This window comes from Acinetobacter sp. MD2(2019) (assembly GCF_035615615.1).
In the GTDB taxonomy this organism is placed as follows: domain Bacteria; phylum Pseudomonadota; class Gammaproteobacteria; order Pseudomonadales; family Moraxellaceae; genus Acinetobacter.
Genome location: NZ_VTDU01000012.1, coordinates 1 through 26,481, shown reverse-complemented (window position 1 = coordinate 26,481; position 26,481 = coordinate 1). Strand labels below are relative to the sequence as shown.

Sequence of the window (26,481 nt, the reverse complement as noted above, 5' to 3'; positions counted from 1 at the left end):
CAACTTAGGTTGCGCTTTTTTTATGGAGAATACTGAATGCAGATGGTCTATATTAGTGATGGCAAAGCAGGGCATCGTTCACAAGCATTAGGATTGTTTCATGCCATTCAAGCAAAAAAGCCACAGACCAATGTACAAGAAATTTTAGTTCAAGATTTACCTTTCGCTTCTATATTTAAAGCGGTTTTCACTAAAGAATTATCGATAGTCGAGAATATTCCCGATTGGATTGTCGGAGTGGGCCAGCAGACACATTTACGGGTTTGGTTACTGGGGAAAATTTACCCTCAAGCCAAAACTATTATTTTAATGAAACCAAGCTTGCCCATACATTGGTTTAATTATTCGATTATTCCTGAGCATGATGGGGTTGCAGTTTCTGATCGGGTCATTGTAACCAAAGGTGCTTTAAATCCAATGCGGAATGAGCATCGGCATCAGCCAAAACGGATTTTAATTACTCTGGGCGGCTCATCTAAGCGTCATCAATGGAATGATGAAAAAGTATTAACCAGCATTCAACAGATTGCTGCGAATCATCCCGATTATCAGATTATTTTAACAACTTCACGAAGAACACCTGCGAACTTTTTAGCAGCTTTAATGAAGCAGGATGTTGCCGCAAAGCTAGAGCTCTTTCCTGTAGAGGAAACACCGCGAGGCTGGATTTATGAGCAAATGCAATTGGCCGAAGCGGTGTGGGTCACAGAAGACAGTGTTTCTATGATTTATGAAGCGTTAACCGCTGGATGTCGGGTCGGAGTAATTTTGATTGATCGTTTAAGAGAAGATCGAATTACTCAGTCGGTAGATCGGTTATTGCAACAATGGATTGCAACCGCTGTTCAGATTACGCAGCTTCCTGAGGCAAAGACCTTGCAGGAAGCTAAGTTGGTTGTTGATCAATTAACCAAATGACATTGATCGTCATCATGGCCAGTATCGTAATTGATCATATCTGATGACGTCAGTACTTCGCGTGGATAACTCTGATATTTTGAATTAAATAAAGATTTTTCCATAGGGATGGCTTTACATTGAATGCTCGTCATATCTAATAAAGTTGGCAAGATATTCACTGAACTGACAGCGCTATTTTGTTCCTTCGTTAACGTATCTGCCAATTGAGCATGGTGCTGTTTCCATGAATCCGATGCCCACATGATCAGTGGTACATTAAAATCACTTTTCATATCTAGATGTAGTGAAGAGTTTTGTGGGCATTGTCCAAGATTGAGACCATGGTCAGAGGTATAAATTAAATTAGCATCGACATGTTTAGCTTTTAACTTTTGGATGACTTCATTGAGTAAATAGTCGGTATACAAAACGGTATTGTCATACTTATCCTGAAACTTATTAAATTCTGCTGGGTAGCGTTTAGTAAAGTCCGCATGAGAACCATATAAATGTAAAACAATAAACTTATGTGGTGTTTTTTCTGCCAGCGCACGGTCAAATGAGCTTAATAATTCACCATCGTAATGTGTTTCAAGTGAGGCTGAATATGAGTGCTGGGTGAGGAAACTTTTTTCCTGTGCAGAAGAAGCATAAGCCGAAACTAACGAATCATATTCACCATACTGTGATTGTGCACTAAACCAATAGGTTTTATAGCCTGCAGAATTAAATGCATTCACGACAGAAGGGCTTAAGTGATCGGTACTGTTGAGTCGACCTGTGAGTAAGCTTGGAACAGATTTGCTGGTCATATATGAACCAGAAATGGCGTTATTAAATAGCCATAAATCTTGTTTAAATTGACTTAAATAAGGCGTGGTATTGTTTTTGCTATAACCAAACAAGCTTAAACGATCACGACGAGCACTTTCACCAATCACAAGTACGGTGACATTTGGTGGCGTTTCTTTGATTTTGGTACATTCGATTTGATTTTGTGTTGCAATAAAACTTTTTACACGACTGACTTCTAAACTTGCCGCAGGCAAACCAAGCAATAAGTTTAAAGGATAGGATTGTTTGAAATGTCGATAAACATTCAAAAAGCCTTGGCTATGATCGGGTGCTTTGACGTAGCGTTGGATCGGGGAAATAATTAGACAAAGCGCGATTAAACGTAACCAAAAAGGTGTTTGCAGTTTTTGTTTTGGAATAAAGCGGTAAAAAAAGAACAAAGGAATAATGTATGCAATAAGTAACGCAGCGGCTAATTTGAAGTCAATTGTTGAAAGATAGACTTTTGCTTCGGTGCTTGAACTGCCTAAAATGGTCAACCAAACAGAAATTTCTGTGGGGGCATTATAGGTGATTTCATAGTACAGCGCGAAGGGAGCGAGGGCGTAAATGGGGAGGCTTAACCAAAAAAAACGTCGATAATGATAAACCAAAAAAACGAAAAAGATTAATGGATATAAGGCCTTAAAAAAACCATCACCTGAAATGATCAGTGAAGGGATAAGGAGCATAAAACAGTAGGCGAAAAACCAGAGTTTGCCTACTTTAGAGGAAGAAACCATACCCATAGTACTGCATTTAAAAATGGAAAGATCATGCTATATTTTGACAAAAGTGTCTACTGAAAAACAGTCATGTTATGATGTAGCAATTCACCTTAAATAGCGGTGACAAGATATTGGGTTTAGAATGAAAATTTTACATATTGCAAACTTCGGATTTAATAAACAAGGCGCTCATTTTTATTGTACTGACCGTAAAATTTCGGCGGGATTGATTGAAAATGGTCATTTTGTTTATGACTTCAGTTTTCGTGATATGGCACGTATGGGTACTGTTTTCAAAACCAAAAAACTGGGTGCGAACTGGGCTAATAAAGAAATTCTCAAAATTGTTGCGAATATTGAACCTGATTTGGTGCTAATTGGACACAGTGATTTAATGAGTCCAGATGTACTTAAACACATTAAACAATCTTTTCCGAAAACAAAAATTGCTTTTTGGTATGTCGATCCACTCTACTTAGAACATAAACTGGGTTTTATCAAAGCCTTTTCGCCATATTTAGATGCGATCTTTTGTACCACCGCAGGTGAATACTTATCCAAGCTCAAACAACCACATTTAAGTGTTGGCTATATGCCAAATATTGGGCATCGCAATGTGGAAACTTTAATCCAATTTGAGAATAATAATACCGACAAAACCTTTGTTTTTTGTGGTGTCGTTTACAAAGAACCTGAACGTGAAACCTTCTTAAAAGATTTAGCCAATGCTTTAACGCAATCACAGGTAAATTATCGCTATTATGGTTGTTTTGAGCAGGCAGGCGTTTATGGTAAAGCCTATTATAAAGTGCTTGCTGAGTCGAAAATGGGCTTGAATTATTCGCGCCGTAACGATGTCTGTTTATATAGTTCAGATCGAATCGTACAGCTGACAGGTAATGGTTTATTAACTTTTAGCCCAAGGATTCCTGGATTTGAAAAACTTTATAATGAGCAAGAAGTGGTTTATTTCGATGATCAATTTGATTTGGCTCGAAAAATTCAATTTTATGATCAGCATCCCGAGCAAGCCAAAGATATTGCACAAGCAGGATGGCAAAAAACACGTCAATCATTTAACGCCAAGCGGATTACTCAATATATGTTAGAAGTCAGCTTTAAACAGCCACTTTCTGAAAACTATGAATGGTCACATGAGGTCTACTTATGATGTGGATGTTGTACACCGTCATAGGCTTGCTGATTTTTGCAGGACTGTTGTATTTGTTGGGTAATTATACCTTTTGGTTGCCATTCCGTTCAGCAAAATTGCCACGTATCGTCATGCTGCATCAGGTGACACCGCATAGCGATGCTTCAGGGATGAATATGCCTCCTGAAAAATTTGAGCAACTGCTTCAATTGTTGGTGCGAAAAAAATCGATTTTTTGTTTTGTGTCAGAGCTTGAAGATTATCAAGGTCAAAAAAATGTGGTTGCACTGAGTTTCGATGATGGCTTTATGGATAACTATTTATATGCTTATCCGTTATTAAAAAAATACCACGCCAAAGCCACTATTTATTTAGCCACGCAAATTGAAGGTATTGAAAAGCTCGATATTGAGCAAATTCATGAAATGGCACAATCTGGATGGATTGAATTTGGGGCGCATACTCAGCATCATGTCAATTTACTCAAACTAGATGATCAGACTGCTTTTCAAGAAATGCAGCAATCGAAATTAGATGTTGAAGAAATGGTGGGGAAATGCCCAAGTTTTGCTTATCCATTTGGACGTTTTAATGAAAAGCACCAACAGATGGCACGTGAAATTGGCTTTAAAAATGCGGTTTCGACGCGCAAAAAAATTGAAGCATACAATCTTGATCAGCCATTTAATATTCCAAGAGTAAGTACACACGGGGCAATGAATGCGGTGCAAATGCGTATCGCCCTTGCCAAAGGACGTTATAAACTATGAGTAAAATTGCATGTAGCGTTTATATTGTGACGCTCAACTGCGAGGCTTGGTTGCAAAAAACATTGCAAAGTGTTCAGCAGTTTGATGAAGTGATTATTCTCGACTCTGGTAGTACAGACCATACCTATGAAATCGCGCATCAATTTGAAAATGTAAAAATTGCTCATCAAGATTGGCTCGGGTATGCGGCACAAAAGAGTTTAGCATTGGCACAGTGTCGCAACGACTGGGTGCTGAATTTAGATGGTGATGAGGTGTTGTCTGAAGAGCTGCAACAAGAGATTGTGCAGGTTATTCAACAAGATCAATTGGATGCATTAATTACCCCAATTAATGATGTATTTTTGGGGGTGCCGAACAGTAAGCATACGAAAAAACATGCCAAAGTGCGTTTCTTTCGCAAGTCGAAAGGGCAATATGACCTTGCTAATAAAGTGCATGAAAATGTTGTGGTTACGGGTGAATCACGCCGTGCCGAACATGACATTTACCACTATGGTGAATCGAGCATCTTTGTCAAAGTTGAAAAAAATAATCAGTATTCAAACCTAAAAGCGGCTGAAAAGTTCCAAAAAGGCAAATCGCCTAGTGTGGCAAAATTGGTGTTGGTGATGCCAATGACGTTTGTTAAATCTTATTTTATCCGTCGTAGTTGTTTCAATGGTTGGCGCGGCTTTGTAAACAGTATGATCAATGCTTTTTATGCCTTTTTAAAAGAAGCTAAATTGTTTGAGCAACACATGAATAGAGATAACAAGTAATTAATAGGTCAGGTATGAGAATTGTTCAAGTTTTAGCAACCAGTGGTGGCTTAGGTGGGTTAGAGCAACATACTTTTAATTTGAGTAATGAATTGGCATTAAGCCAAGAAGTGCATGTGATTGCACATCCTTGCTATGCTGAAAAATTTAGCGCAAACGTAATTTTTCATGGTTTAAATTTTGCCCGTAGTCGTTGGAATATTTTTTTACTGTGGCAATTAAAATCGCTGATTCAACGGATTCAGCCCGACATTGTTCACGCGCAGGCAGGTAAAGCCGCGGGATTAATCGCACGTATTCGCTCTTTGTTGCCAAGTATAAAACTGGTTACTACGATTCACGGGACTAAAAAAAATAAATCGGCTTATTTAGCTGGAGATGCAGTAATTGCGGTGAGTCAGGCTTTGGCTCAGAACATTCCAAAAGATAAAGTGCATGTGATTTATAATGGAGTTTATCCTCAGCCTGCATTAAAGGTAGAGCAGAAACATACGTTAATTAATACCATTCAAGCAAATTTTCCTAGACTTGACCCAACAAAAAAAATAGTCATGTGTATTGGACGATTAGAACCCGTTAAGAATATTAGCTTGCTCATTCAATCGATACAAAACATTGATGCGAATTTATGGATTGTCGGGGATGGATCGCTTAAAGCAACTTTAGAAAAACAGGTGGAAATACTAGGGCTGCAAAATAAAGTGGCTTTTCTAGGATTTAGAACGGATGCTAGAGACCTGATTCAACTAGCAGATGTTGTGGCGTTGTCATCAGACAGAGAAGGTTTCCCATTGGTGATGGTTGAGGCCTTACAAGCTGATAAGGTTATGGCTTCAACCAAAGTGAATGGTGTGGTGGAATGGTTAGAAGACAATTATTTGGCGGATATTGGCGACCATCAAGCATTAACTATTGCTATTAAGCATGCTTTACAGCCGCAGGCAAAAGCTGAATTTGAGCTGCTTTTCAAAAAAGCGAAGGCCGAATTAACGGTGACTGCAATGGCACAGCAGACGTTGTCAGTTTACCAACATCTGCTAGAAAATTAAGGTTTTTTGGGGGTTAGACGAATGGAATCCAAGACCACAAAGCCATCTTCATAATTTATGGTATGACAACCATCATCCATAGAATTCCAGTCTGGCAAAATCACCTCTAAGCATTGTTCCTGATAACTGGTCGGGCTCAACTCTATTATTGCTTTTAACTCAATATTTCCACCATAGCGTTTGAGTGAATCCTGACTTGGTCGAACCAGCTGTCCTTTATAAAAGAATGGTTTCCCTGCCATGCGAAATTGTTGGCTACCTTTACATACTGGATTTTGCGGATGTTCTTTCCAATCAGGATTTAAAATATCTTCGGTAAAGAATAGATCTAAACGATCACCAAATTTTTTGCAGTTGCGCCGGGTTGAGGTAAATAAGTACCACATTCCTTCATGATAAAAGGGTGTGCTATCTACCGCTTCGATATTTTCTATCAAATTGGAGTGTTTTTCCCATTTGAGAGGGAAATCGATACATTTCCAAAGTTCTATGGTCTTATTCGCCGAAGTTTCTGGAATCAGATACCAATCTTTTTCGATTTTAAATACACATGGATAAGACAAATGATAATTCAGTTTTAAAATAGTTTGAGGCTGGGTGTAAGTCCCGTCTTTAAAGACTTCAAGGACAGATAAAAATCCAACGGGATGCTGATCATCCACTTCTTCGAAAAAAATAAAGTGTCGACCACTTTCTTCTGCATAAAAGCTATCGGCAAAAGTGAATTTTTGCGGTGAGTGGATTTCAAATAAATCATTTAACTGATCTAAACTGGAAAAAGGTTGATCTAACCAGCCAAAACGCATATACCAATGTGAATTAAAACTTTTTTGCTGTTTTTTTTGGTGGTATTTGTACCATTTTTTCAGGATTTCACGTTTTAACATTAAATTTTATACTCAGAATGGCCTTAATTCGCTAGACTATATACGTTCTATATTAGCATTGGGTTAAGATGAAAAAATATTTAATTAGTATTGAATCTGAGGATAGTCAAAGACTACAGGGATTCTTCGCTTACCCAACGTTTAATAAATATAAAAGCGATTTTAAGCAATTTGGTATTATTGGTAAACACTTAAGTGCTGCTGAGTATTTTCAGTTGGGGGTTGCTGGTAAAAATAAACCTATGACGCCTGGTGAATTGGGTTGTACGCTATCTCATTTAGACGCGCTTAAAGATTTTCTTGCATCCAATGAAAAATACGCAATGATTTTTGAAGATGATGTTATTGAACGCTTTGAAATTGATCTTAATGAATTAGCTCAGCACATCGAAACACTTAATTTAGACGAAAGTTTCTTTTTAAGTCTCGGTGGAATTCAAATGAAAATTTGTAATCGAGTACGAGGTGAGCTTTTGTCTCAAGTGTTATTTCAGCAAAAAATATTAAAAGTTGATTCATATTTTTTAGATAGGTTGGCTTATGCTTATGCCTATGTTGTTGATAGAAAAATGGCAGATAAATTGTTATCCTATCATCAGCCTCCGAGAATATATGATCACTGGGGAAGTTTTAATATTAGTGATAATGTGAATTTTTATGCGACTTTTTTATTTGAACATCCTATTTTGAATGCAGGAAATTTGGAACAGCATAGTCATTTAGAACAAGATAGACTCTTACTAAATAATACGCAGATAATTAAAAAGCATTCTAAATTTATAAAAAAAATAAAATGCTTTTTATTGGATAAATGGTATTAATTTTTTTTATAGAGCAAAGCTAATAGCGTTACGGTTAAAGCATAGTAAACAGCAGCAGAGACAGCCGTAATAAAATAAAAATCAGTGGCTCCACAAATCATAGTACAAATGACAACATAAATACCTGTAGTTTTGATTAAAACTTCTCGTGAGTTTTTTGTTTTAAATTTGAAAAAGAAATAAAGAGGCGATAAAAATGAAAAAAGTAAAGCAAACAACCCAATCATGCCATGGCTAGCAAGTTCTTGAAAGTAAATGCTGTGCATATGTGTCAAGGCCCTGCCTGCTAACAAGCCTTGTTGATTTAATTGATACACCTGTTCAGCAACATTAAATGTGCTAATTCCTATCAATGGTGAGCTTTGAAAATCTTTTATAGCATGTTCCCACATAATTATTCTGGAACCAATACTAGTTGCTTGGTTAGAGTGGGATTGGAGTAAAACGATGTCACTATATGCTGCAGTAAATCTCGTTGTAATCTGGTCGATTTTTGATAGTAAGGCAAAAGCAATCAGAGAAATAAAGATGGCGATATGTGAAAAAGAAATTTTTTTTAAGAAATTTCTATAGTTGATTATAGTTAGAATAATAAATATAGGAATAACTAACCATGTACCACGTGTTCCATGAGTAATGTTTAGAAGTAAAGAGATCAAAAATATAATAAATAAAAGAGAACCTAACCACTTATTTTTATTCGTTGTATAAAAGTATAAACTATAAAAATAAACAACTCCTATTAATGTTATACCAATACTGTCATATGTTAGAAGTGTTTTAAAATAAGTGGCTAGATTATCTCTATTAAAAGAGATCTTTTCTCCAATATATATGTTGTACAATATATATATTATAACGAAAGCTGTGATTGTATTAAAAAATGATTTATAATCATATTTTGTATTGTGGATTAGGTATGGTACGAACAAAAATGGTATACCGTAACTGTAGTTAAAGACATACATGTAGAAAATTTGTTTTATAGTAATAACATTGTTTGGTACAAGAACCTCTTGAGGGATTGAATGAATATAGTATTGTAGTGGTATAATAATTAAGGGCGTAATGATTAAAAATAGACTATATTTAAATATAATTGGTTTTTTTGTTTTAATATATAAAATAATTGTGAATAAACTGCTTGTTAATAAAATAGCTAATCCATCAATAGTATTTTTTTCTAACACAGCTCTATAGAGTAAATAGAAAAAAATAATATTTAACAAAACATAAGATATAAAATAAATAAGAGAGTCTTTTTGTTCTGAGTAAGGATTCAGCATATATTAACCTAAGTGTAGCTATTACCTGAGAGAAGATTAAATGTGTAGAGAGTATGACTAAATAAAATGATCTAATACATACTTCTATCTAAAATGCCTTTATTTTCTTTAATAGTTTTGTGTACCAATTAGATTTTTTCTCTGACTTATAGATATTTTCTGGAGTTTGAAAATCTGTACAGAGAGTAAATGACGAAATATCAAGTTGATTATTTAGCAATTCATTACAACGTTTCACGAATAATTCTATGTTTTTCGCGTGGCGACTTTGAAACAAATGATAAACTTGGTCTGCAAATACAGTTCCTATGCCGTAATACCCATAACTGCCCAAAGCCCAACAGCCTTCGCTTGGTGCTTTTTCAAAGCGGGTTGGGAAAAGGGTTCGATAAGTTATACCTTTAGATTCAGCCGTATAAGAAAGTATTTCTGCTACATCACCTTGTTTGTTTGGCATAAAAGATGGTCGCCCTAGCTTTTCGTAACAGTTTTTAGTAATAAAGAAAAATGACGGCGATGCAAAAATATGTGCACCTGTTCCAATATGATTAGATACTTGAGCGCATCCTAAAAAGGTATCATTTTTAGTCACATATTCAATTGCATTTAATACAATCTCAAGATTCAGCGGAATTAAATCTGGCTCGATAATTGCGATGACATCAGCAGATGCAGATGCCATTATTTCATCAAGCCATTGGCCATGTGGAATATTTTTTTGCGTATATTTGACATTTAATCCGAAGTACGACATCACTTTTTTATGTGCTTGCAGTATTTCTGGACTAAAATTATCCCAGTGGAATGAGTGGAATTCTGTTTTTTCGAGTAATTTTGTATTCATATGATTTATTCTGGCCAAAGTTAGATGATCGCAAAAATGCATGGCTAAACTATGAGTTATCCGGATTACCCTTAGTCACCATATAAATTAAGGCACAGAAAATAAAGAGTGCAGCAGATAAACTACTCACACAGAAATACAAAATACGTTGATAAGTGGTAATGTTAAGCAGTTCATTATGAATAATGTAGTTCATAATGCCCCATTGCACCAATGAAAATACAATTACAACTAAAGAGCGTCGGCGGACTTCAGGGCGCATTGCCATCATCATTTACCTATTATCAAACAAGCCAATTATTATGCCATTTTTAAAATTTAATCTCAATGAACAAAAAAATAGCCCGACCGAAGTCGAGCTAAGTGCTTAGCAAAGTATAAACTTATTCAGCTTCTTTTTTCGCTTGTTCACGCACACGAATACCTAAATCACGCAGTTGATTGGCTTCAACCGGTGCAGGGGCTTGAGTCAGAGGACATTCAGCAGTCTTAGTTTTCGGGAATGCAATCACATCACGAATAGATGCAGCACCTGTCATTAACATCACTAAACGGTCTAAACCAAAGGCCAAACCACCGTGCGGAGGAGCACCATAACGTAAAGCATTGAGTAAGAAGCTGAATTTTTCTTCTGCTTCTTCTTCAGAAATACCCAAAGCTTCAAAAATAGCTTTTTGCATTTCTAAAGTATAAATACGTAATGAACCACCACCAATTTCAGTACCATTTAAGACCATGTCGTAAGCGACAGAAAGTGCTTCCCCTGGATTTGATTTGACTTCTTCAACTGAAGACTTTGGTAAAGTGAATGGATGATGAACCGATGTCCATTTACCATCGTCAGTTTCTTCAAACATTGGGAAGTCAACCACCCAAAGCGGCGCCCATTCACAGGTTGCAAGGTTTAAATCGTGACCGATTTTAACACGTAGCGCACCCATCGCATCGTTAACCACTTTGGCTTTATCTGCACCAAAGAACACGATATCGCCATTTTCAGCACCAACACGTTTTAACAAATCAAGCACGATTGGTTCGATGAATTTTACGATTGGAGACTGTAAGCCTTCAATGCCTTTTTCAAGCTCGTTGACTTTAATGTACGCCAAGCCTTTTGCACCATAGATGCCAACAAATTTGGTATATTCGTCAATTGCAGAACGTGGTAATGAACCTGCGCCCGGTACACGAAGTGCCACAATACGACCTTTAGGGTCTTTTGCAGGTCCAGCGAAGACTTTAAATTCAACGTCTTGCATCAAGTCTGCAACATCAACCAATTTTAATGGAATACGCATGTCTGGTTTATCAGACGCATAGTCGCGCATCGCATCGTTATAGGTCATACGTTCGAATTTATCGAATTTAACGCCTAATAAGTCATTAAATAACTTAACGGTCATGCCTTCCATCAAATCCATAATGTCATCATCGTTTAAGAATGATGTTTCAATGTCGATTTGGGTAAATTCAGGTTGACGATCTGCACGTAAGTCTTCGTCACGGAAACATTTTGCAATTTGGTAATAACGGTCAATACCACCCACCATCAACAATTGTTTGAATAATTGTGGTGATTGTGGAAGTGCGTAAAAACTACCATTTTGAACACGGCTTGGGACTAAATAGTCACGCGCACCTTCAGGTGTTGCACGGGTCAAAATTGGTGTTTCAACGTCTAAGAAGCCGTTATCGTCTAAATAGTTGCGGATTAACGTGGTCGCTTTAGAACGTAAACGTAAACGCTCTAACATTTCTGGACGGCGAATATCCAAGAAACGGAATTTTAAACGGTGTTCTTCAGAAACATTAATGTTGTCGTCATTTAATGGGAATGGCGGCGTTTCAGATTGTGCGAGAACTTCAATTTCTTTGCCTAAAACCTCAATTTGACCACTGACCATATTGGCATTTTCGGTGCCTTCATAGCGACGACGAACACGACCAGTAATTTTTAAAACAAATTCTGAACGGGCTTTATCAGCAGTTGCAAATGCTTCTGGAGTATCTGGGTCGATCACGACTTGGACGAGACCATCACGGTCGCGCATATCCAAGAAAATCACACCGCCGTGGTCACGGCGACGGTGTACCCATCCGCAAAGTGTTACGGTTTGGTCAATTTGGGCTTCTGTTAAAGAGCCGCAGTAATGAGTTCGCATCATAATTTTAAAATCCAAACTATATTGGCTGTAAGGGCGTATACGTAAACAGCGTACCGCAAGTGAATCGCAGATTATGCCTTTTTCAGACTACTGGCTCAAGGATTAGTTCAAAAAACTCAATAAAAGCCGACCGTTCGCTTTCATTAGTAATTGTACTTTTGAAGGTTGCCTTTGCTTGCAATGAAATGGGACGGTTAAAACGGATTTTAATTGCATGATTCATGTTGGAGTCATGACGAAAGTTCTTGTATTTGTATTGTTATGTTATATTATTACTATTGGTTTTCTTGAGTATATGCCGATGGCAAATTTGAAGCAATATTGGGTTCTTTCCTTACTGGCATGTTCGGTTCAGCAAGTTATGGCTGCGCAAGTAGATTCTACTGATACGGTGAACTTGCCGACTTTATCTTTTCATGTGGTTGCAGCAAAGCCTGAGTCGACACAGATTTTGACACAGCAACAATTGCTTCAAGGTGGCAGTACGATTGGAAATGCATTAAATGGTTTAGCCGGCATTTACTCTGCACAATATACTGGCGGTGTCAGCCGTCCTGTCATGCGTGGGCAAGATGGTGCGCGCGTTAAAATCACCCAAAACGGCGGCGATGCACTCGATGTTTCATCGGTTTCGCCAGATCATGCAGTCACGGTCGATCCAAATTCTGCAGACAAAATTGAAGTGCTGACTGGCCCTGAAACCTTAATGTATGGTGCAGGTTCTGTGGGTGGCTTGGTGAATGTGGATGATCATAAAATCCCGACCAAAATGCCAGATAACGGTTATGAAGGGCGTGTTGGCGTGCGTTATAACACGGGCGATGATGGTTTGATTTATTCAGGCGACACCACCATTGGTTTAGGTAGCCAAGTTGCATTAAATGTAGGTGGTTTAAAACGAGATGCAAACGACTACATTTTGCCGCGCGATTTACAACAAACAGACTCACGTCGTGAAAACAGTACCTTTGCCGACTCTAAAGATTATCATGCGGGGCTGTCATGGATTTACGACCGTGGTTTTACGGGGATTTCGTTTAGCCAACGCCACGATCAATACGGTATTCCGGGGGATGTCGATTCTGCTTGGGAACCGGATGATCAGATGAAGTTAAGTCTTCCTGTGCAACTGGATGACGATGAAGCTGAAAGTTCATCTTGGATTAATTTAAAGCAAAAACGTTATGATTTTAAAACCCAATTGGATAATCCATTTGCAGGGTTTAGCCGCATAACCGCACAGGCCAATCGCACAATCTATCAACATGCAGAAATGGATGGCGATACACCTGCAACACTCTTTCATAGTACTGGCACAGATGCCCGTATTGTCCTCGACAATAATCCGTGGGCAGGCTGGAATGGGCAGTTCGGATTGCAATATACCAGTCAGGCATTAAGCATTGACGGTGAAGAAGCCTTAATGGCAGCAACCCATAGCAAGCGTTATAGTCTGTTTGGCTTACAGCAAAAACAATTTGGCGATGTCACGGCAAAAGTTTCGACACGTATCGATCATCAAGAAATCACTGTCGATTCAGACCAGAAGAACTTTAACGGTACAGCGTATTCTGCTGCGGGTGAATTGGCTTGGGAATTTGTGCCGAATCATAAACTGACCTTTGATGTATCGCATCAAGAACGCTTACCTTTGGCGCAAGAACTCTACTCTAATGGTGGTTTACATGGCCCGACCAAAAGTTTCGAATTTGGTAACGATTCGCTTAGCGCAGAAAAATCGAATAACGTCAGTTTAGGGGTTCATGGCGATCAAGATGCGCTGCATTATAACCTAAGCATTTACCATAATTGGTTTGATAACTTTATTTACGCCAACACAATCGATCAAAAAGGTGATTTCCGTTCGGTGTATTATCAACAAACTGCGGCGCGTTTTTATGGTGCAGATGCCGATGTGAGTTACCAATTTACGCCAGTGTGGAATGTCGGTGTGTTTGGCGATTATGTTCGTGGAAAATTAGAGGGTAACGGCAATGCACCGCGTGTGCCGGGTGGTCGTGTTGGAACACGCATTAATGCCAACTTTGCCGATGGTTATAATCTAAATGCTGAATATTCGCATGTGTTTAATCAGGCAGATATTGCCGATTATGAAACGGTGACTCAAGGCTATAACATGCTTAATTTAGGTTTTGGATACAACGGAACGATTAATGCAAAAACGGGATATAACCTTTATTTAAAGGCTAATAACTTGCTCGATGCCAAAGTTTATCAACATGAATCGTTCTTAGCCAACGTGCCACAAATCGGACGTAACTTTACTGTAGGTGTCGATTTTAAATTTTAATCGCATTGCTTTAGATAGACGCAAGCGCGTATTCACCAAATTCAGCTTGCAAAAATGTGATAGAAAACCTAGCCTGAGTTGATTCGGTTAGGTTTTTTATTTTCTATGTTTCAACGATTACATCAAAAATTAAATTGGTCAAAACGCCGTTATATCGGATTGATTGTCGGTGCGTTGATGGTGGGTTATCTGTGCTCGGCGGTGTATCAAACAGTGAAACCTTTGCCACACGGCTTAGATTTTGCAGGGAAATTGCGCCCAACGCAGGTGCAATTGATCAGTGATCAAACCTATGTAGATGCACAGGGCAAACAGCAGTTAGATCATCATATTTTTGATGCCATGTTATCGTTAATTCAGCAAGCCAAACAAACCATTGTATTAGATCAATTTTTATTTAATGCCGAAGTGGGCGATTCTAAACAACAGCACCGTGCCTTAATGCAGCAATTGGTCGATGCCTTAGTGCAAAAACGTCTGCAAAACCCAAATATCCAAATCGATTTTATTACCGATCCAATTAACTCAGCTTATGGTGGCATGGCACCAGAACACTATCGGCAATTGCGTCAGGCTGGCGTGAATATCATTGAAACCAATTTATTGCCGTTACGCGCATCGAATCCTGTTTGGTCGGGGCTTTGGTACTTGTGTTGTCAGGACATTAAAAATAATTCGGCTGCAGGATGGTTACCGAATCCGGTTGGGCAAGGCAAAGTCACCTTGCGCAGCTATTTGGCGCTGCTTAATTTTAAGGCCAATCATCGTAAAACCTTGGTGGTCGATACCGATGACGGTTGGAAAGCCTTGGTTTCATCGATGAATCCGCACGATGGAAGCTCACGACATGACAACGTGGCGTTATTAATTTCAGGGCAAACCGCAGTGGATGTTTTAAATAGTGAACAGCCTGTGGCAAACATGTCTAAAGCCGATAATTTCCCAACGGTGATTGTTGGCGATACGCCTGCAAATCCAACGCTGCCACAAGCGCAAGTGCTGACAGAACAAGCCATTTATCGTACAGCTTTACAGATGATTGAACAAGCGCAGCCGTCCGATCAGCTCAATTTAGCCATGTTTTATTTGTCTGAACGCAACATTATTCATGCGCTAAAACAGGCGAAACAACGCGGTGTTGTGGTTCAAGTGCTGCTTGACCCGAATAAAGATGCATTTGGTCGGCAAAAAAATGGTATTCCAAATCGCCAAGTCGCATCGGAGTTACATAAAGCAGGGGTGAATCTACGTTGGTGTGACACGCAAGGCGAGCAGTGCCACAGTAAAATGTTGCTTAAAATTGGTAAAACCAACAGTGAATTATTGTTGGGTTCTGCCAATTTTACCGCGCGTAATTTAAAAAATTATAATTTAGAAACCGATGTGCATGTACTGGGGGCATCCACAGACGCGGTTTTTAGGGATGCAGCGCAATATTTTAATACCGCATGGTCGAACTTAAATGGTCGCCAAATGAGTGTGGATTATGCCAAATATGCCGATGAATCCACATTTAAATATTGGACCTATCGTGTGATGGAATGGTCGGGGATTTCGACTTTTTAACAGGTAGAACTAAAAATAACAGGTGAATCCTATGGCAAAAATACGCATCAATGATGCAATCAATTTAAATCCAACCCAATTCAATTGTGTTGAAGATTATGGCTGCATCACCGATATTAAAAATTGGGTGGATGTTTTGGCGTTGTATAAAACACTTAAACAGCAGCTGTTTCCGAAAAAAATCTTTTTGGTTCTCGATGATTTAGCACAGGCCGAATATACCTCGATGCATGCGTGTCACGACGATCGGCTGTATATCCCAGAACACATCTCGGAGCAGCTTTCAGATGATGAAAATGAACAAGAGTACTCGGCACTCGCCTTGCATTATTATATTCAGCAGTTTTTAGCGGCTGAACATCAACAGCATTTGTCCGATTTTGGCCAAAAAATGCAACATTATGATCGTGCAGATTTTGAAACCTTAATGTTGATCAATAAAAATCCTTTGCCGTGTTTGGACACAGACCTTGATGTGAAAATTGCCGATGTTCCGAGTGAGCCATTAAAATTGGCCATGTTGCCAAATGGTTATTTTAGTTGCGATTTCGATCCTTTTGAAAATTTTACCATTATTCAATTCATGCACAGTTTTGGTTTTGATTTTATCGGTTTAGGTGCGGCGCTGCTTGGGTTTATAAAAACGGACAAATGTCATTTAGATGCCAACAATTGTGAGGCGGTCATGCAAGGCTTAAGCAGCATTTATCCCTTTAATACAGCCGAGTACGCAGCATTTAAACAACTCATCTGCTCACAAGATTACCTGTTGTTGCCTTATTCGGAATCGCCACAAGAGTATGCCAATCTTTATGATTAATCATGTTTGGATTCGGTGTTGCAAGATGTGTCTTACATTCTGTTCATGCCGTTAAAACAGATAGTACGAAGAAAAAAGGCCGCGTGGTTTTAATACACATATGCGCTGTATGTAAGCACAAGATTGCCATGCTATGGCGTGATTAATTTTATTCTTATTCTAAAAAGTGATGGTGCCTGCAGCGTTGTTTAAAATAATCAGGCAAACGTTGAAGCAGATAAAAAGCTCAAACCTTGTGAATGACAAGCACGGGTTTGAGCTATTCGTGTTTAACGATCAGGCGAAATCAGTTGATCCAAGGCTTTATCATCTAACTGATCTAATTCGGTTAAATCGGTTTGAATTTTCCACTGTGCTTCATCGGAAACAGGATTCGGCAAACGTGCCTCTAACCAATCGCAGACCACATCGGGTGAAAAATCGGCATGATTACATTGAATGACCCATGCTAAAAATTCTTGTGGGCCGCCGTTCATATACGGTGGGGGAGATACCGGAAAAAATTGCGTCGGTAAGCGTTCATTGGTCGATAAGTAATTCAGTACATGCCCGAGTTCTTGCACCGTTTGCCATGCCAAAGCGTGTTCGGTATTGATATGAAATTTAAACCACCACGCATGTTTACTATCGCTGCCATGTGCCACAATACCCTGCGATTGAACGCTTGGAACGTTGCTAAAAAATGCAGATAGGCGTTCAAAGCTCAGTTCAGACATCCAGTTTTCCTTGCAAATTGCATCATTGATCTGAGCATAGTCTAATGCAAATTTGCTGAATTTGGAAAACTCGGCGCCGTCTTTGTTCCGCTTTTAATTAGGCCAGTTCATCATCTTGAGGTTGTAGTTTTTTATTGGATGCTTCGTTCTTTTCTTTAATGGCGGATGGATAATGCCAAGAAGCATAGCGCACAATAAAAATCGCCAGTGCTAAAATTAAGATTGAACCGGTCACAATTAATAAATCCAGCGAAGCTTTATGGTCGTGTTGAATAACAGAAATAAGCAGGCGTGTCAGTGCGGTAATGGCAACATAAATTAAAAAACGTACAGGCATGTGGTTGGTTTTAAAATAAATACCCACCATTGCACCGAGTTCTAAGTAAATGAACAGCAGCAAAATATCGTCAATGCTGGCATAGTTTTTTTCGGTAAAAATATCAAAGGTGGTATGCACGGCAGACCATGCAATCATACAACCGATAATAAATAAGGCCAGATAATGAAAAGCCTCTACGGCCAAATTCCCGAAACGGTCTAAGTTTTGCTGTATTTTTTGCGTTTTATCTTTAGAACCAGACATTTGCTATAAGCTCGTGTGGCAATGGTTAAGTTGTTATCATGCCTGAAAAATTACGACAATGTAAAGTTAGAGCAGAATAAAAGCAAAAATAAAAAAAGGCCGAATCACTCTAGACGATTCAGCCTTGATTTGAAGTCAGCGCGTTAGTTTTGTGTGGTGAAGTAATCGGCGCTAAATTGCATAATGGTGTCTGAACCGGCACGGATGCGGGTAAAGCGCAGCATTAATTCTGGCAAAACTTTCTCGCAATAATAGTGAGCCAAATGAATTTTATTTTCATAAAATTCACCACTTTGCTCGTGTGCGGCTTTGGCAATGCGGCTAAACATATAGGCAAAGCTGAGTAGGCCAACCGCATGTAAGTAATCCACCGCTACGCCATTGGCAAAGTCAGGATCGTCTTGTGCTTGTTCTAAAATAAATTGTGTGATGGCTTCAACTTCAGTACAGGCATCTAAAGTGCAATCTTTGAGATATTCCAGTTCAACCCCGAGGTTTTGCGCAAATTCACGAATTTCGGCAGTATATTCAAATAACGCGACGCCTTTATCTTTAATGACTTTACGGCCAATTAAGTCTTGCGATTGTACGCCGTTGGTGCCTTCGTAAATTTGTGCAATGCGTAAATCACGCACACATTGTTCCATGCCCCATTCGGCAATATAACCATGTCCACCAAAGCACATTTGTGCATCAATTACCGCATTAAAAGCGGTATCGGTTAAAAAGGCTTTGGCAACGGGAGTGAGGAGCGCGACACGATGATTGGCTTTTTTCACCATTTCGGCATCATCTACAAATTTGGTGATGTCGAGCTGTTGTCCAACATAAACCGCAAATGCACGTGAAGCTTCATTGTTGGCACGGGCATTGAGTAACATACGGCGCACATCGCCATGTACTAAAATGCTGTCGGCAGGTTTTTCGGGCTGTTGTACGCCTGCTGCACTGCGACCTTGCAAACGGTCTGTGGCATATTGTGCAGCATTTTGGTAGGCAAATTCAGACGCACCTAATCCTTGAATACCCATAGATAAACGCTCGTAATTCATCATTACAAACATTGCAGCAAGGCCTTCATTTTCTTTCCCTACCAAGAAACCTTTTGCACCATCAAAGTTAAGTACACAGGTTGCAGAGGCTTTAATGCCCATTTTGTGTTCAATTGAGCCTGCGCTGACAGGATTGCGCTCGCCCAATGAACCATCTGCATTCACTAAAAATTTAGGCACAATAAACAGTGAAATACCACGCGAGCCTGCGGGCGCATTTGGGGTTTTGGCAAGGACTAAATGGATGATGTTTTCCGATAAATCGTGTTCGCCACCAGTAATAAAGATTTTAGTCCCTGTAATGTTGTAACTGCCATCATCATTCGGTTCTGCTTTGGTTTTAATAATGCCTAAGTCAGTTCCTGCATGTGGTTCAGTTAAACACATGGTGCCAGTCCATTCACCCGAATAAATTTTAGGTAAATAGGTTTGTTTTTGTTCTTCAGAGGCATAGCTGTTAAGTGCCATACCTGCACCCACCGAAAGCAGGGGATACAGCATAAAAGCAGGACTGGTTGCAAAAATCATTTCATCGGCCAGAACCGTGAGCATTTTCGGCATATTTTGTCCACCCCAACGCTCATCTGCACCTAAACCAATCCAACCGCCTTCTGCATATTGATTAAATGCTTGTTTATAACCTGCGGGTGTTGTGACCTTGCCATCGGCAAAACGTGCGCCTTCTTCATCGCCTGAACGATTAATTGGAAGGGTGACATTCTTCGCAAATTTTGCCATTTCCTCTAAAATTGCCTCAGCCGTTGCTGCATCAATATGCTGCAATTGTGGATGGCTTTGCCAAAAGGGTTCTGCGTTAAAAACTTCATTTAAAATGAAGCGCATATCTTTGAGTGGGGCATTGTAGATTGGCATGGAAGGTCACCTTTTATTATCTGTCCGTGAAGCTTTAAAGTACTGTTGTGACTGACGTCTATTGTTGGCTATAACGCCCTTAAGCTTGCTCTAGTGGCAAACTTAAAGGAAGTTTGTTTTAGAATACAAAATCTTCGGCATCAAGTTGCATTAATGGTGCTAAACCACCCGCAATGACTTCTGCATGTGAATGAGTTCTTGGCAAGATTTTTTTGAAATAAAACTCGGCAGTTTTAAGTTTCGCTTGGTAGAACGCAGTTTCGGTTGTGCCTTCAGCCAATTTTTGTGTAGCAACTTCGGCCATCCGCGCCCATAAATAAGCCAAAGTAACGTAACCTGCAACGAATAAATAATCGACGGCAGCGGCACCGACTTCATCTGGATTACTTTGTGCACGTTCGGCAATTTTTTGGGTTAAGTCGCCCCATTGTTTGAGGTATTGCCCCAATGTGTTGCTGTAGAAACTCAATTCAGGATGCGTTGCATTTTCTTGAATAAATGCCATCATGACTTTGCTAAAATCTTTAAGCAGCTCGCCCTTGCTTTGCAAAATCTTACGGCCAAGTAAATCCAGTGCTTGAATTTCTGTGGTGCCTTCATATAAACAAGCAATACGGGTATCGCGAACAATTTGCTCCATGCCATGCTCTGAAATAAAGCCATGTCCACCAAACACTTGCACGCCTTTATTGGCCGCTTCATAACCTGTTTCAGTTAAGAAGGCTTTGGCAATTGGCGTAAGCAGTGACAGCATGTTATCGGCACTATGTTGTTCCGCTTCGGTTGCTGCACGTTCAACGCTGTCGGCATAAAAAGACAACCAATACACCAATGCACGCCCACCTTCAGCAAAGGCTTTTTGGGTGAGTAATAAATTACGAACCGCAGGATGCACAATAATTGGATCGGCATCTTTTTCTGGATTTTTCACGCCAGATAGTGAACGCATCGCTAAACGATCTTTGGCATAGCTAAGCGCACCTTGGAAGGATGATTCAGATGCAGCCAAACCTTGTACGGCCGTGCCAATACGCGCCGTGTTCATAAAGGTAAACATACAGTTTAAGCCGCGGTTTTCAGGCCCAATTAAATAACCTTGTGCTCGATCAAAATTGAGTACGCAAGTGGCATTACCATGAATGCCCATTTTATGCTCAATAGATCCACAGTGAACCGCATTACGCTCGCCTAAAGAACCATCGGCATTGACTAAAAATTTTGGCACAATAAACAGTGAAATTCCTTTGGTGCCTTTAGGCGCACCCGGTAAACGAGCCAATACAATATGGATAATATTCTCTGCCATATCGTGTTCGCCCGCCGAGATAAAAATTTTCTCGCCCGAAATGGCATAGCTACCATCGGCATTCGGCTCGGCTTTAGAGCGAATAATGCCTAAGTCTGAACCTGCATGAGACTCGGTTAAACACATTGTGCCTGTCCATTCACCCGAAACCAATTTAGGTAAATAAACGTCTTTTTGCTGATCTGAGCCATGATGCTCAATAGTACGTACTGCACCGTGAGACAAACCCGGATACATGCCCCATGCCCAGTTGGCACTGCCGACCATTTCAGAAATAACAGTCGCTAAAGAATTCGGCAAGGCTTGACCACCATATTGTTCTTCTGCCGCTAAAGAAGGGAAACCGAGTTCAATATATTTTTGATACGCTTCTTTAAAACCCGTAGGGGTGGTTACAACACCATTGTCCCATTTACAGCCTTCACGGTCGCCAATGGCATTTAATGGCGATAATTCATTTTCACAAAAGTCAGCGGCCGCTTCTAAATATTGGTCAATTAATTCACGACTTACGCTGTCTTGAAATGCGGGCAGCTGAGAATAATGTTGCTCTGCATTTAATAATTCGTGGAGAACAAACTGCATATCGCGTAAGGGTGCTTTATATTGTGGCATGTTCACTTCCTCTTGCTCTGGTTTTTTTACCAGTTAAATATCCTAAAAATTCAGCGTGTGTATTTATCTTTATACACAACTTTATATAAACATCGTGCTACAAGAATGGGTCATGAACAAGAGTGAAGTGCTGCTTTGTGTGTGACTGCAAAGTCAAAGAAGATAAAGAACTGTTTTTTAAATATTTAATAGATATGGTGTTTTTGTTAACTAATAAAAATATTTAGGCCAATGCGCCTATTTTTTAGTGAAACACACCCAAGTAAACCACCATGACCATGTCGGCCATGATGGTTGATGAACTTAAAGCAATTATGGTGCTGCAGGTGCATTGGCAGCAGCCTGTGGTGGTAATTGGTGACTTGGCATAAATGGGCGGTCTGGGTGAAAATGCAATTCACACATACCCACTACACTTTGATTTTTTACGCTGACTTTAATTTCTTGCCCAATGGGTTGTCCATTACATGCATTTTTGAAAATTTTCTCGTGATGTTTTTTCATGGGGCGATGTTTTGGCGGCATTGGCATCGGCTGTGGATTATTTGCAGTTGCGTCCGTTGCATTTTGTGGTGGCGGTGGTGGAAGTTGTCCATCTTGTGGTGCTGCTGGCATTGCGGCATTGCCTGCTAGCACTGGTTTTCCTGCTGGTGGAAGCGGATGAAAATGAATTTCACATGTTCCAGCGATGCGCTGATCTTGAATAGTTACTTGAGTGGTATCTCCTGCATTTTTACCCACACACGCTTGTTTGATTTTTTCAAGATTGGCACGGCGTTGTTCTTGTTGCTGTGCGCTTAGTGGTGGGGCAGGCTGGCTATGCAAATTAGGTTTGGGTGGTTTAGGATGAATTGGTCCAGATTGACATCCAGTGAGTGCCCCTAAACCAATTAAAGTTGCTGTCGCGAGCGCCAGTGTATTGAGTTTTTTCATCATTTTTCCTTATTTTTACATTATGAATCATCTGTTGGTTAACTTTAACTAACCAACATGGAGGAACAATGAAGAGTTTTTTGAGCAGATGTTGATTACAATAGGGATGAAAATCCATCTTTGAGATTTTATTTTGAACCGACATCGCTTTCCGATTGCCTTACGCTTATTTTTAACGGTACTGTTTACTGGTATCGTGATTATTACTATTAGTCTCGGCGTGTTCCAATGGGTCATGAAAGAGAATTTTTCAAAATATGTCGCAGATGTAGAAATGCAAAAGCTCGACCATTTAAGTGAAAATTTGGCTGGGGTGTATAGTATTTATCATGATTGGGGCAATGCCATTCAAGCGCAAATGTTGCAAATTGAAGGCACGCCAGACCCGAACGATTTTGATCATTTGTCGCATATGTGGTTGCGCCGTCAATACGATATTGCTTTGCAGCAACGATATTTTAAAGAAAATACCCTTGTGAATGTGCCCACTGGGGTTGAAAAACAGAGCAGAATTAAAAAAGAAGGCTTAAGCGAACGAGAAATTGAATTAGTACAACAAAACTTACCTTCTGAATATCAACCATTTGAAGGGCTGTCGTTTCCATTAAGCAGTAATCGTGAAGGCCTGTTTGGCGGTTCAAATAAAAACAATAAAGAGCAAGACCCGAACTCGCAGCATAAAAAAAGATTTATCCCACTTCCGGACAAATTGGGTTTGAGTGATCGCTTATCACTTTATGATGCACAAAAACATTTTATTGTTGGTTCGGCACCCGTCAGTGGGCTTTCGTTTCGTCCAATTGAAGTGAATCATCAAATTGTGGGCTATTTGGGGCTAAAACCGGTGGTCGATGAACAAGATGTGCTCAGTATTAATTTTTTTAGTAATCAACAACGCGCCTTAATTTTGATTTATGCCGTAACCATTTTGGCCAGTTTAATTTTGGCTTTATTGTTGGCGCATTATTTTAAAAAGCCGATTCATCGCTTAGTTCAAGCCAGTTTAGAGCTGACTCAAGGTAATTATCAGTATCAGGTGAAAGATAAGCGGAACGATGAGTTGGGCGATTTAGCCAAACAAATTAACCAATTGGCAAGAATTTTGTATCAGCATGAGCAATCACGCCGTCAGTGGGTGGCCGATACATCGCATGAATTAAAAACTCCACTTGCCGTATTGCAGGCGCAAATTGAAGCGATGCAAGATGGCATTCGTAAGCCAACACCTGAGCATTTAAGCGCAATGATGCGACAAATTAGTAGTTTGAAAAAACTCACTCAAGATTTAGCCGATTTAGCACAGGTTGAAGCAGAGCAACTCAGTTGTTATTTTACTGAAATTGATCCGTGGTTGGTGATTGTGCAAGAAGTCGAAAACTTTCAGGAGAAATTTGCACAAGCCCCTTTAAGCGTTAGTTTATCGGGTGAAAGTACGCTTTTATCGCTCGATATCGATCGGTTTAAACAAATTATGGTGAATCTGATTGGTAATAGCATTCGTTATACCGAACCCAATGGCAAAGTGCATATTCATACCGTACAGGATGACCAGCATTGGACAGTATATGTCGATGACAGCCCATTCGCTTTAAGCGATGAGCAGCTCGCACATTTGGGTGAACGGTTTTATCGAGTTGATGATTCTAGAACACGCAGTACTGGTGGTACAGGATTAGGCTTGGCACTTTCAGTGAAAATTGCCAAAATATTAGGTGGAACATTAAGTTTTGAGCATTCACCGCTTGGTGGCTTACGTGCTGTATTAACTTTTCCAAAACGCTCAGGAAATAACACATGAAACATATTATTTTAGTGGAAGATGAAGTTGAATTGGCAGGCTTGGTCAAAGACTATTTAGATGCAGCCGGCTATGAAGTCAGTATGTTTCATGATGGTCAAGAAGCCTATAATTATTTTTTACAACGCAAACCCAGTTTAATGATTTTAGACTTAATGGTGCCGCGTATGGATGGTTTAACCATTTGCCGCAAAGTCCGTGAACAGTCGGATGTCCCAATTATTATGGTTACCGCACGTACCGAAGAAATCGACCGTGTTTTGGGCTTAAATATGGGGGCTGATGATTATGTTTGTAAGCCATTTAGCCCAAAAGAATTGGTGGCGCGCGTGCAAGCAGTGTTACGCCGATTAGAACGTAAAGCTGACCCAGAACAAGAAACCGGTGCGTTTCGTATCGATAAAGCCCAGCAACGCATTTGGTATAAGCAAAAAGCCTTAAACTTAACCCCAACCGAGTTTCGATTGCTTGAGTTATTTTTAGAACATTTGGGACAGGTCTATTCTCGCACGCAATTATTAGACCATATTAATCCTGACAGTTTTGATGTTGCCGATCGGGTGATTGACAGCCACATTAAAAATTTGCGCCGTAAAATTATTGAAACGGTGGAAGGTTCTTCACATCATGAATGGATTCAAGCGGTGTATGGCGTGGGTTATCGTTTTGAATATCCTGAAGAATAAAGGCTAATTTATTCACTATTCCTCATGCAATTTCTGTGCATTGCAGCGAATGCTTGCCAAGAGCTGCAAACGCATTTTTTGTGTTTTATTTAACTTATCAACCACTAACTGATAAGATGCTGTGACCAAATCTTCAATCAGAGCCGCATCTATCTTTGGCCCTTCAAAAATTGAGATCCAGTGTTTTTTATTCATATGATAACCGGCTTTAATTGAAGGGTAGAGTGCTTTAAGCTCATCCATTTGATCTGGGTTTATTTTCAAATTGATAAATTTCTGTTGCTGCACTTCGCCGGTGAGCAAAAACATTTTATCAAACACTTTAACCACATCACATTGTGGGCCAAAAGGTTGTGATACATGGCTTTCAGGTCGCATCAGTGCGATTTTTATCGCTAAAGCTTGAATGTCTACAGCATGCATATATGTTCTCTTTTTAGGGATAAATTTCAATCACCGTGCCATCGCGCAGCAATTGCCAAATTTCATCAATATCCCGATTTGAAACGGCAATGCAGCCCCATGTCCAATCTGCACGGGGCAAATAGCTATAAAGTGCAGACCAGCGTGCTAATTGTTGCTTTGTGGCAGAACCATGAATCATGATATTTCCACCGGGCGAACGCTTAAGCGCCTGTGCTGCTAAGGTGTCGGCTGTGTTCGGATACGAAATATGCATCGATTTATAAAATGCACTTTTAGGATTGCGCCAATCAATGTCATAACGTCCTTCAGGCGTTTTGCCATCACCTTCTTGAACTTTGTGTCCAATCGGATTAAAACCGAGCCGCATAGGATAACGGGTAATCATTTGTTGATGATGAAATGGTAATACCCCCATTATTAATCGAATCTATAAGTAGAATATCCTAAGCCTTTATTATTGTTTAAAATTAGGTGGTCTACCATCAACTGACATATGTGGTCGTTCATGATTATAGAAGTATTGCCATGCTGTTGTATAGTTCTGAACGTCTTCAATATCTCGAAATAACTGCTGATTTAAACACTCATAACGTACTGT

At 39.6% G+C, this 26,481-nt stretch carries 24 protein-coding genes and 1 pseudogene; 11 read left to right on the top strand and 14 right to left on the bottom strand.

The window, feature by feature from the left end; translation table 11 throughout:
* The first annotated feature begins 36 nt into the window (after window positions 1-36).
* Window positions 37-918, top strand: a complete 882-nt coding sequence (locus I2F62_RS08000) for an ELM1/GtrOC1 family putative glycosyltransferase (protein ID WP_324626494.1) — start codon at window positions 37-39, stop codon at window positions 916-918.
* Here the strand turns inward: I2F62_RS08000 and I2F62_RS07995 are convergent.
* Window positions 903-2,483 (bottom strand): phosphoethanolamine transferase, encoded by a 1,581-nt coding sequence (locus I2F62_RS07995; RefSeq protein WP_324626493.1) that lies wholly within the window; start codon window positions 2,481-2,483, stop codon window positions 903-905. The genes I2F62_RS08000 and I2F62_RS07995 overlap by 16 nt on opposite strands.
* A 121-nt stretch (window positions 2,484-2,604) precedes the next feature.
* On the opposite strand from I2F62_RS07995, the gene I2F62_RS07990 reads away from it, so the two are divergent.
* From I2F62_RS07990 to I2F62_RS07975, 4 genes are read left to right on the top strand one after another with little or no spacing between them, the layout of a single operon-like run.
* Window positions 2,605-3,633 (top strand): glycosyltransferase, encoded by a 1,029-nt coding sequence (locus I2F62_RS07990; RefSeq protein WP_324626492.1) that lies wholly within the window; start codon window positions 2,605-2,607, stop codon window positions 3,631-3,633.
* Complete coding sequence (locus tag I2F62_RS07985) at window positions 3,630-4,385, top strand: polysaccharide deacetylase family protein (protein ID WP_324626491.1); 756 nt, start codon at window positions 3,630-3,632, stop codon at window positions 4,383-4,385. The genes I2F62_RS07990 and I2F62_RS07985 overlap by 4 nt, the downstream gene beginning before the upstream one ends.
* A complete protein-coding gene (locus tag I2F62_RS07980; protein WP_324626490.1) occupies window positions 4,382-5,146 on the top strand; it encodes a glycosyltransferase family 2 protein in 765 nt (254 codons plus the stop codon). The genes I2F62_RS07985 and I2F62_RS07980 overlap by 4 nt, the downstream gene beginning before the upstream one ends.
* 14 nt (window positions 5,147-5,160) lie before the next feature.
* Window positions 5,161-6,195: a glycosyltransferase gene (locus I2F62_RS07975; protein WP_324626489.1), complete on the top strand. Its 1,035-nt coding sequence runs from the start codon at window positions 5,161-5,163 to the stop codon at window positions 6,193-6,195.
* Here I2F62_RS07975 and I2F62_RS07970 read toward each other — a convergent pair.
* Window positions 6,192-7,082, bottom strand: a complete 891-nt coding sequence (locus I2F62_RS07970; RefSeq protein WP_324626488.1) for a hypothetical protein — start codon at window positions 7,080-7,082, stop codon at window positions 6,192-6,194. The genes I2F62_RS07975 and I2F62_RS07970 overlap by 4 nt on opposite strands.
* Window positions 7,083-7,150: 68 nt before the next feature.
* Here I2F62_RS07970 and I2F62_RS07965 point away from each other — a divergent pair, with 68 nt between their 5' ends.
* A complete protein-coding gene (locus I2F62_RS07965; protein WP_324626487.1) occupies window positions 7,151-7,903 on the top strand; it encodes a glycosyltransferase family 25 protein in 753 nt (250 codons plus the stop codon).
* On the opposite strand, the gene I2F62_RS07960 is transcribed toward I2F62_RS07965, so the two are convergent.
* The 4 genes from I2F62_RS07960 to aspS form a co-directional block, all read right to left on the bottom strand.
* Window positions 7,900-9,189 carry an O-antigen ligase family protein gene (locus tag I2F62_RS07960; protein WP_324626486.1) on the bottom strand — a complete coding sequence of 430 codons (1,290 nt, stop codon included), beginning with the start codon at window positions 9,187-9,189 and terminating at the stop codon, window positions 7,900-7,902. The genes I2F62_RS07965 and I2F62_RS07960 overlap by 4 nt on opposite strands.
* An 88-nt stretch (window positions 9,190-9,277) precedes the next feature.
* Complete coding sequence (locus I2F62_RS07955) at window positions 9,278-10,033, bottom strand: hypothetical protein (protein ID WP_324626485.1); 756 nt, start codon at window positions 10,031-10,033, stop codon at window positions 9,278-9,280.
* A 49-nt stretch (window positions 10,034-10,082) separates the two neighbouring features.
* Complete coding sequence (locus tag I2F62_RS07950; protein ID WP_324626560.1) at window positions 10,083-10,301, bottom strand: hypothetical protein; 219 nt, start codon at window positions 10,299-10,301, stop codon at window positions 10,083-10,085.
* A 115-nt stretch (window positions 10,302-10,416) separates the two neighbouring features.
* Window positions 10,417-12,198 (bottom strand): aspartate--tRNA ligase, encoded by a 1,782-nt coding sequence (gene aspS / locus I2F62_RS07945; protein ID WP_324626484.1) that lies wholly within the window; start codon window positions 12,196-12,198, stop codon window positions 10,417-10,419.
* A 301-nt stretch (window positions 12,199-12,499) separates the two neighbouring features.
* On the opposite strand from aspS, the gene I2F62_RS07940 reads away from it, so the two are divergent.
* The 3 genes from I2F62_RS07940 (at window position 12,500) to I2F62_RS07930 (ending at window position 16,895) form a co-directional block, all read left to right on the top strand.
* Window positions 12,500-14,509 (top strand): TonB-dependent receptor domain-containing protein, encoded by a 2,010-nt coding sequence (locus I2F62_RS07940; protein ID WP_324626559.1) that lies wholly within the window; start codon window positions 12,500-12,502, stop codon window positions 14,507-14,509.
* A gap of 105 nt (window positions 14,510-14,614) precedes the next feature.
* A complete protein-coding gene (locus tag I2F62_RS07935; protein WP_324626483.1) occupies window positions 14,615-16,075 on the top strand; it encodes a phospholipase D-like domain-containing protein in 1,461 nt (486 codons plus the stop codon).
* Between the two features lie 31 nt (window positions 16,076-16,106).
* Window positions 16,107-16,895 (top strand): hypothetical protein, encoded by a 789-nt coding sequence (locus I2F62_RS07930; RefSeq protein ID WP_324626482.1) that lies wholly within the window; start codon window positions 16,107-16,109, stop codon window positions 16,893-16,895.
* Between the two features lie 269 nt (window positions 16,896-17,164).
* Here I2F62_RS07930 and I2F62_RS07925 read toward each other — a convergent pair whose 3' ends face one another.
* The 5 genes from I2F62_RS07925 to I2F62_RS07905 all read right to left on the bottom strand — a co-directional run bounded on the left by I2F62_RS07925 (window position 17,165) and on the right by I2F62_RS07905 (window position 22,973).
* A complete protein-coding gene (locus I2F62_RS07925) occupies window positions 17,165-17,611 on the bottom strand; it encodes a hypothetical protein (protein WP_324626481.1) in 447 nt (148 codons plus the stop codon).
* 97 nt (window positions 17,612-17,708) lie between these two features.
* Complete coding sequence (locus tag I2F62_RS07920; RefSeq protein WP_324626480.1) at window positions 17,709-18,194, bottom strand: phosphate-starvation-inducible protein PsiE; 486 nt, start codon at window positions 18,192-18,194, stop codon at window positions 17,709-17,711.
* Between the two features lie 143 nt (window positions 18,195-18,337).
* Window positions 18,338-20,119 (bottom strand): acyl-CoA dehydrogenase C-terminal domain-containing protein, encoded by a 1,782-nt coding sequence (locus tag I2F62_RS07915; protein ID WP_324626479.1) that lies wholly within the window; start codon window positions 20,117-20,119, stop codon window positions 18,338-18,340.
* 118 nt (window positions 20,120-20,237) lie between these two features.
* The gene (locus I2F62_RS07910) at window positions 20,238-22,040 is read right to left on the bottom strand and encodes an acyl-CoA dehydrogenase C-terminal domain-containing protein (protein WP_324626478.1); all 1,803 of its coding nucleotides are present in this window, start codon (window positions 22,038-22,040) and stop codon (window positions 20,238-20,240) included.
* A 312-nt stretch (window positions 22,041-22,352) separates the two neighbouring features.
* Window positions 22,353-22,973 carry a hypothetical protein gene (locus I2F62_RS07905; RefSeq protein WP_324626477.1) on the bottom strand — a complete coding sequence of 207 codons (621 nt, stop codon included), beginning with the start codon at window positions 22,971-22,973 and terminating at the stop codon, window positions 22,353-22,355.
* A gap of 133 nt (window positions 22,974-23,106) precedes the next feature.
* Between I2F62_RS07905 and baeS the strand changes: the two genes are divergently transcribed.
* Both baeS and I2F62_RS07895 read left to right on the top strand, forming a co-directional pair.
* Window positions 23,107-24,771 (top strand): sensor histidine kinase efflux regulator BaeS, encoded by a 1,665-nt coding sequence (gene baeS, locus I2F62_RS07900; protein WP_324626476.1) that lies wholly within the window; start codon window positions 23,107-23,109, stop codon window positions 24,769-24,771.
* Window positions 24,768-25,457 (top strand): response regulator, encoded by a 690-nt coding sequence (locus I2F62_RS07895; protein WP_324626475.1) that lies wholly within the window; start codon window positions 24,768-24,770, stop codon window positions 25,455-25,457. Before baeS ends, I2F62_RS07895 begins: the two co-directional genes overlap by 4 nt.
* 15 nt (window positions 25,458-25,472) lie before the next feature.
* On the opposite strand, the gene I2F62_RS07890 is transcribed toward I2F62_RS07895, so the two are convergent.
* The 3 genes and pseudogenes from I2F62_RS07890 to I2F62_RS07880 form a co-directional block, all read right to left on the bottom strand.
* Window positions 25,473-25,910 (bottom strand): MmcQ/YjbR family DNA-binding protein, encoded by a 438-nt coding sequence (locus I2F62_RS07890; protein WP_420713746.1) that lies wholly within the window; start codon window positions 25,908-25,910, stop codon window positions 25,473-25,475.
* Window positions 25,894-26,280, bottom strand: a pseudogene (locus tag I2F62_RS07885) (L,D-transpeptidase family protein); the annotation flags it as partial. The gene I2F62_RS07890 and the pseudogene I2F62_RS07885, both read right to left, overlap by 17 nt.
* A 57-nt stretch (window positions 26,281-26,337) precedes the next feature.
* On the bottom strand, window positions 26,338-26,481 hold a 144-nt coding region (locus I2F62_RS07880; protein ID WP_324625736.1), incomplete at its 5' end, for an integrase core domain-containing protein.

Bases quoted from the DNA above. Each gene is read 5' to 3' on its own strand.
- I2F62_RS08000 (WP_324626494.1), top strand. From the start codon at position 37: ATGCAGATGGTCTATATTAGTGATGGCAAAGCAGGGCATCGTTCACAA.
- I2F62_RS07995 (WP_324626493.1), bottom strand. From the start codon at position 2,483: ATGGGTATGGTTTCTTCCTCTAAAGTAGGCAAACTCTGGTTTTTCGCC.
- I2F62_RS07990 (WP_324626492.1), top strand. From the start codon at position 2,605: ATGAAAATTTTACATATTGCAAACTTCGGATTTAATAAACAAGGCGCT.
- I2F62_RS07985 (WP_324626491.1), top strand. From the start codon at position 3,630: ATGATGTGGATGTTGTACACCGTCATAGGCTTGCTGATTTTTGCAGGA.
- I2F62_RS07980 (WP_324626490.1), top strand. From the start codon at position 4,382: ATGAGTAAAATTGCATGTAGCGTTTATATTGTGACGCTCAACTGCGAG.
- I2F62_RS07975 (WP_324626489.1), top strand. From the start codon at position 5,161: ATGAGAATTGTTCAAGTTTTAGCAACCAGTGGTGGCTTAGGTGGGTTA.
- I2F62_RS07970 (WP_324626488.1), bottom strand. From the start codon at position 7,082: ATGTTAAAACGTGAAATCCTGAAAAAATGGTACAAATACCACCAAAAA.
- I2F62_RS07965 (WP_324626487.1), top strand. From the start codon at position 7,151: ATGAAAAAATATTTAATTAGTATTGAATCTGAGGATAGTCAAAGACTA.
- I2F62_RS07960 (WP_324626486.1), bottom strand. From the start codon at position 9,189: ATGCTGAATCCTTACTCAGAACAAAAAGACTCTCTTATTTATTTTATA.
- I2F62_RS07955 (WP_324626485.1), bottom strand. From the start codon at position 10,033: ATGAATACAAAATTACTCGAAAAAACAGAATTCCACTCATTCCACTGG.
- I2F62_RS07950 (WP_324626560.1), bottom strand. From the start codon at position 10,301: ATGGCAATGCGCCCTGAAGTCCGCCGACGCTCTTTAGTTGTAATTGTA.
- aspS (WP_324626484.1), bottom strand. From the start codon at position 12,198: ATGATGCGAACTCATTACTGCGGCTCTTTAACAGAAGCCCAAATTGAC.
- I2F62_RS07940 (WP_324626559.1), top strand. From the start codon at position 12,500: ATGGCAAATTTGAAGCAATATTGGGTTCTTTCCTTACTGGCATGTTCG.
- I2F62_RS07935 (WP_324626483.1), top strand. From the start codon at position 14,615: ATGTTTCAACGATTACATCAAAAATTAAATTGGTCAAAACGCCGTTAT.
- I2F62_RS07930 (WP_324626482.1), top strand. From the start codon at position 16,107: ATGGCAAAAATACGCATCAATGATGCAATCAATTTAAATCCAACCCAA.
- I2F62_RS07925 (WP_324626481.1), bottom strand. From the start codon at position 17,611: ATGTCTGAACTGAGCTTTGAACGCCTATCTGCATTTTTTAGCAACGTT.
- I2F62_RS07920 (WP_324626480.1), bottom strand. From the start codon at position 18,194: ATGTCTGGTTCTAAAGATAAAACGCAAAAAATACAGCAAAACTTAGAC.
- I2F62_RS07915 (WP_324626479.1), bottom strand. From the start codon at position 20,119: ATGCCAATCTACAATGCCCCACTCAAAGATATGCGCTTCATTTTAAAT.
- I2F62_RS07910 (WP_324626478.1), bottom strand. From the start codon at position 22,040: ATGCCACAATATAAAGCACCCTTACGCGATATGCAGTTTGTTCTCCAC.
- I2F62_RS07905 (WP_324626477.1), bottom strand. From the start codon at position 22,973: ATGAAAAAACTCAATACACTGGCGCTCGCGACAGCAACTTTAATTGGT.
- I2F62_RS07895 (WP_324626475.1), top strand. From the start codon at position 24,768: ATGAAACATATTATTTTAGTGGAAGATGAAGTTGAATTGGCAGGCTTG.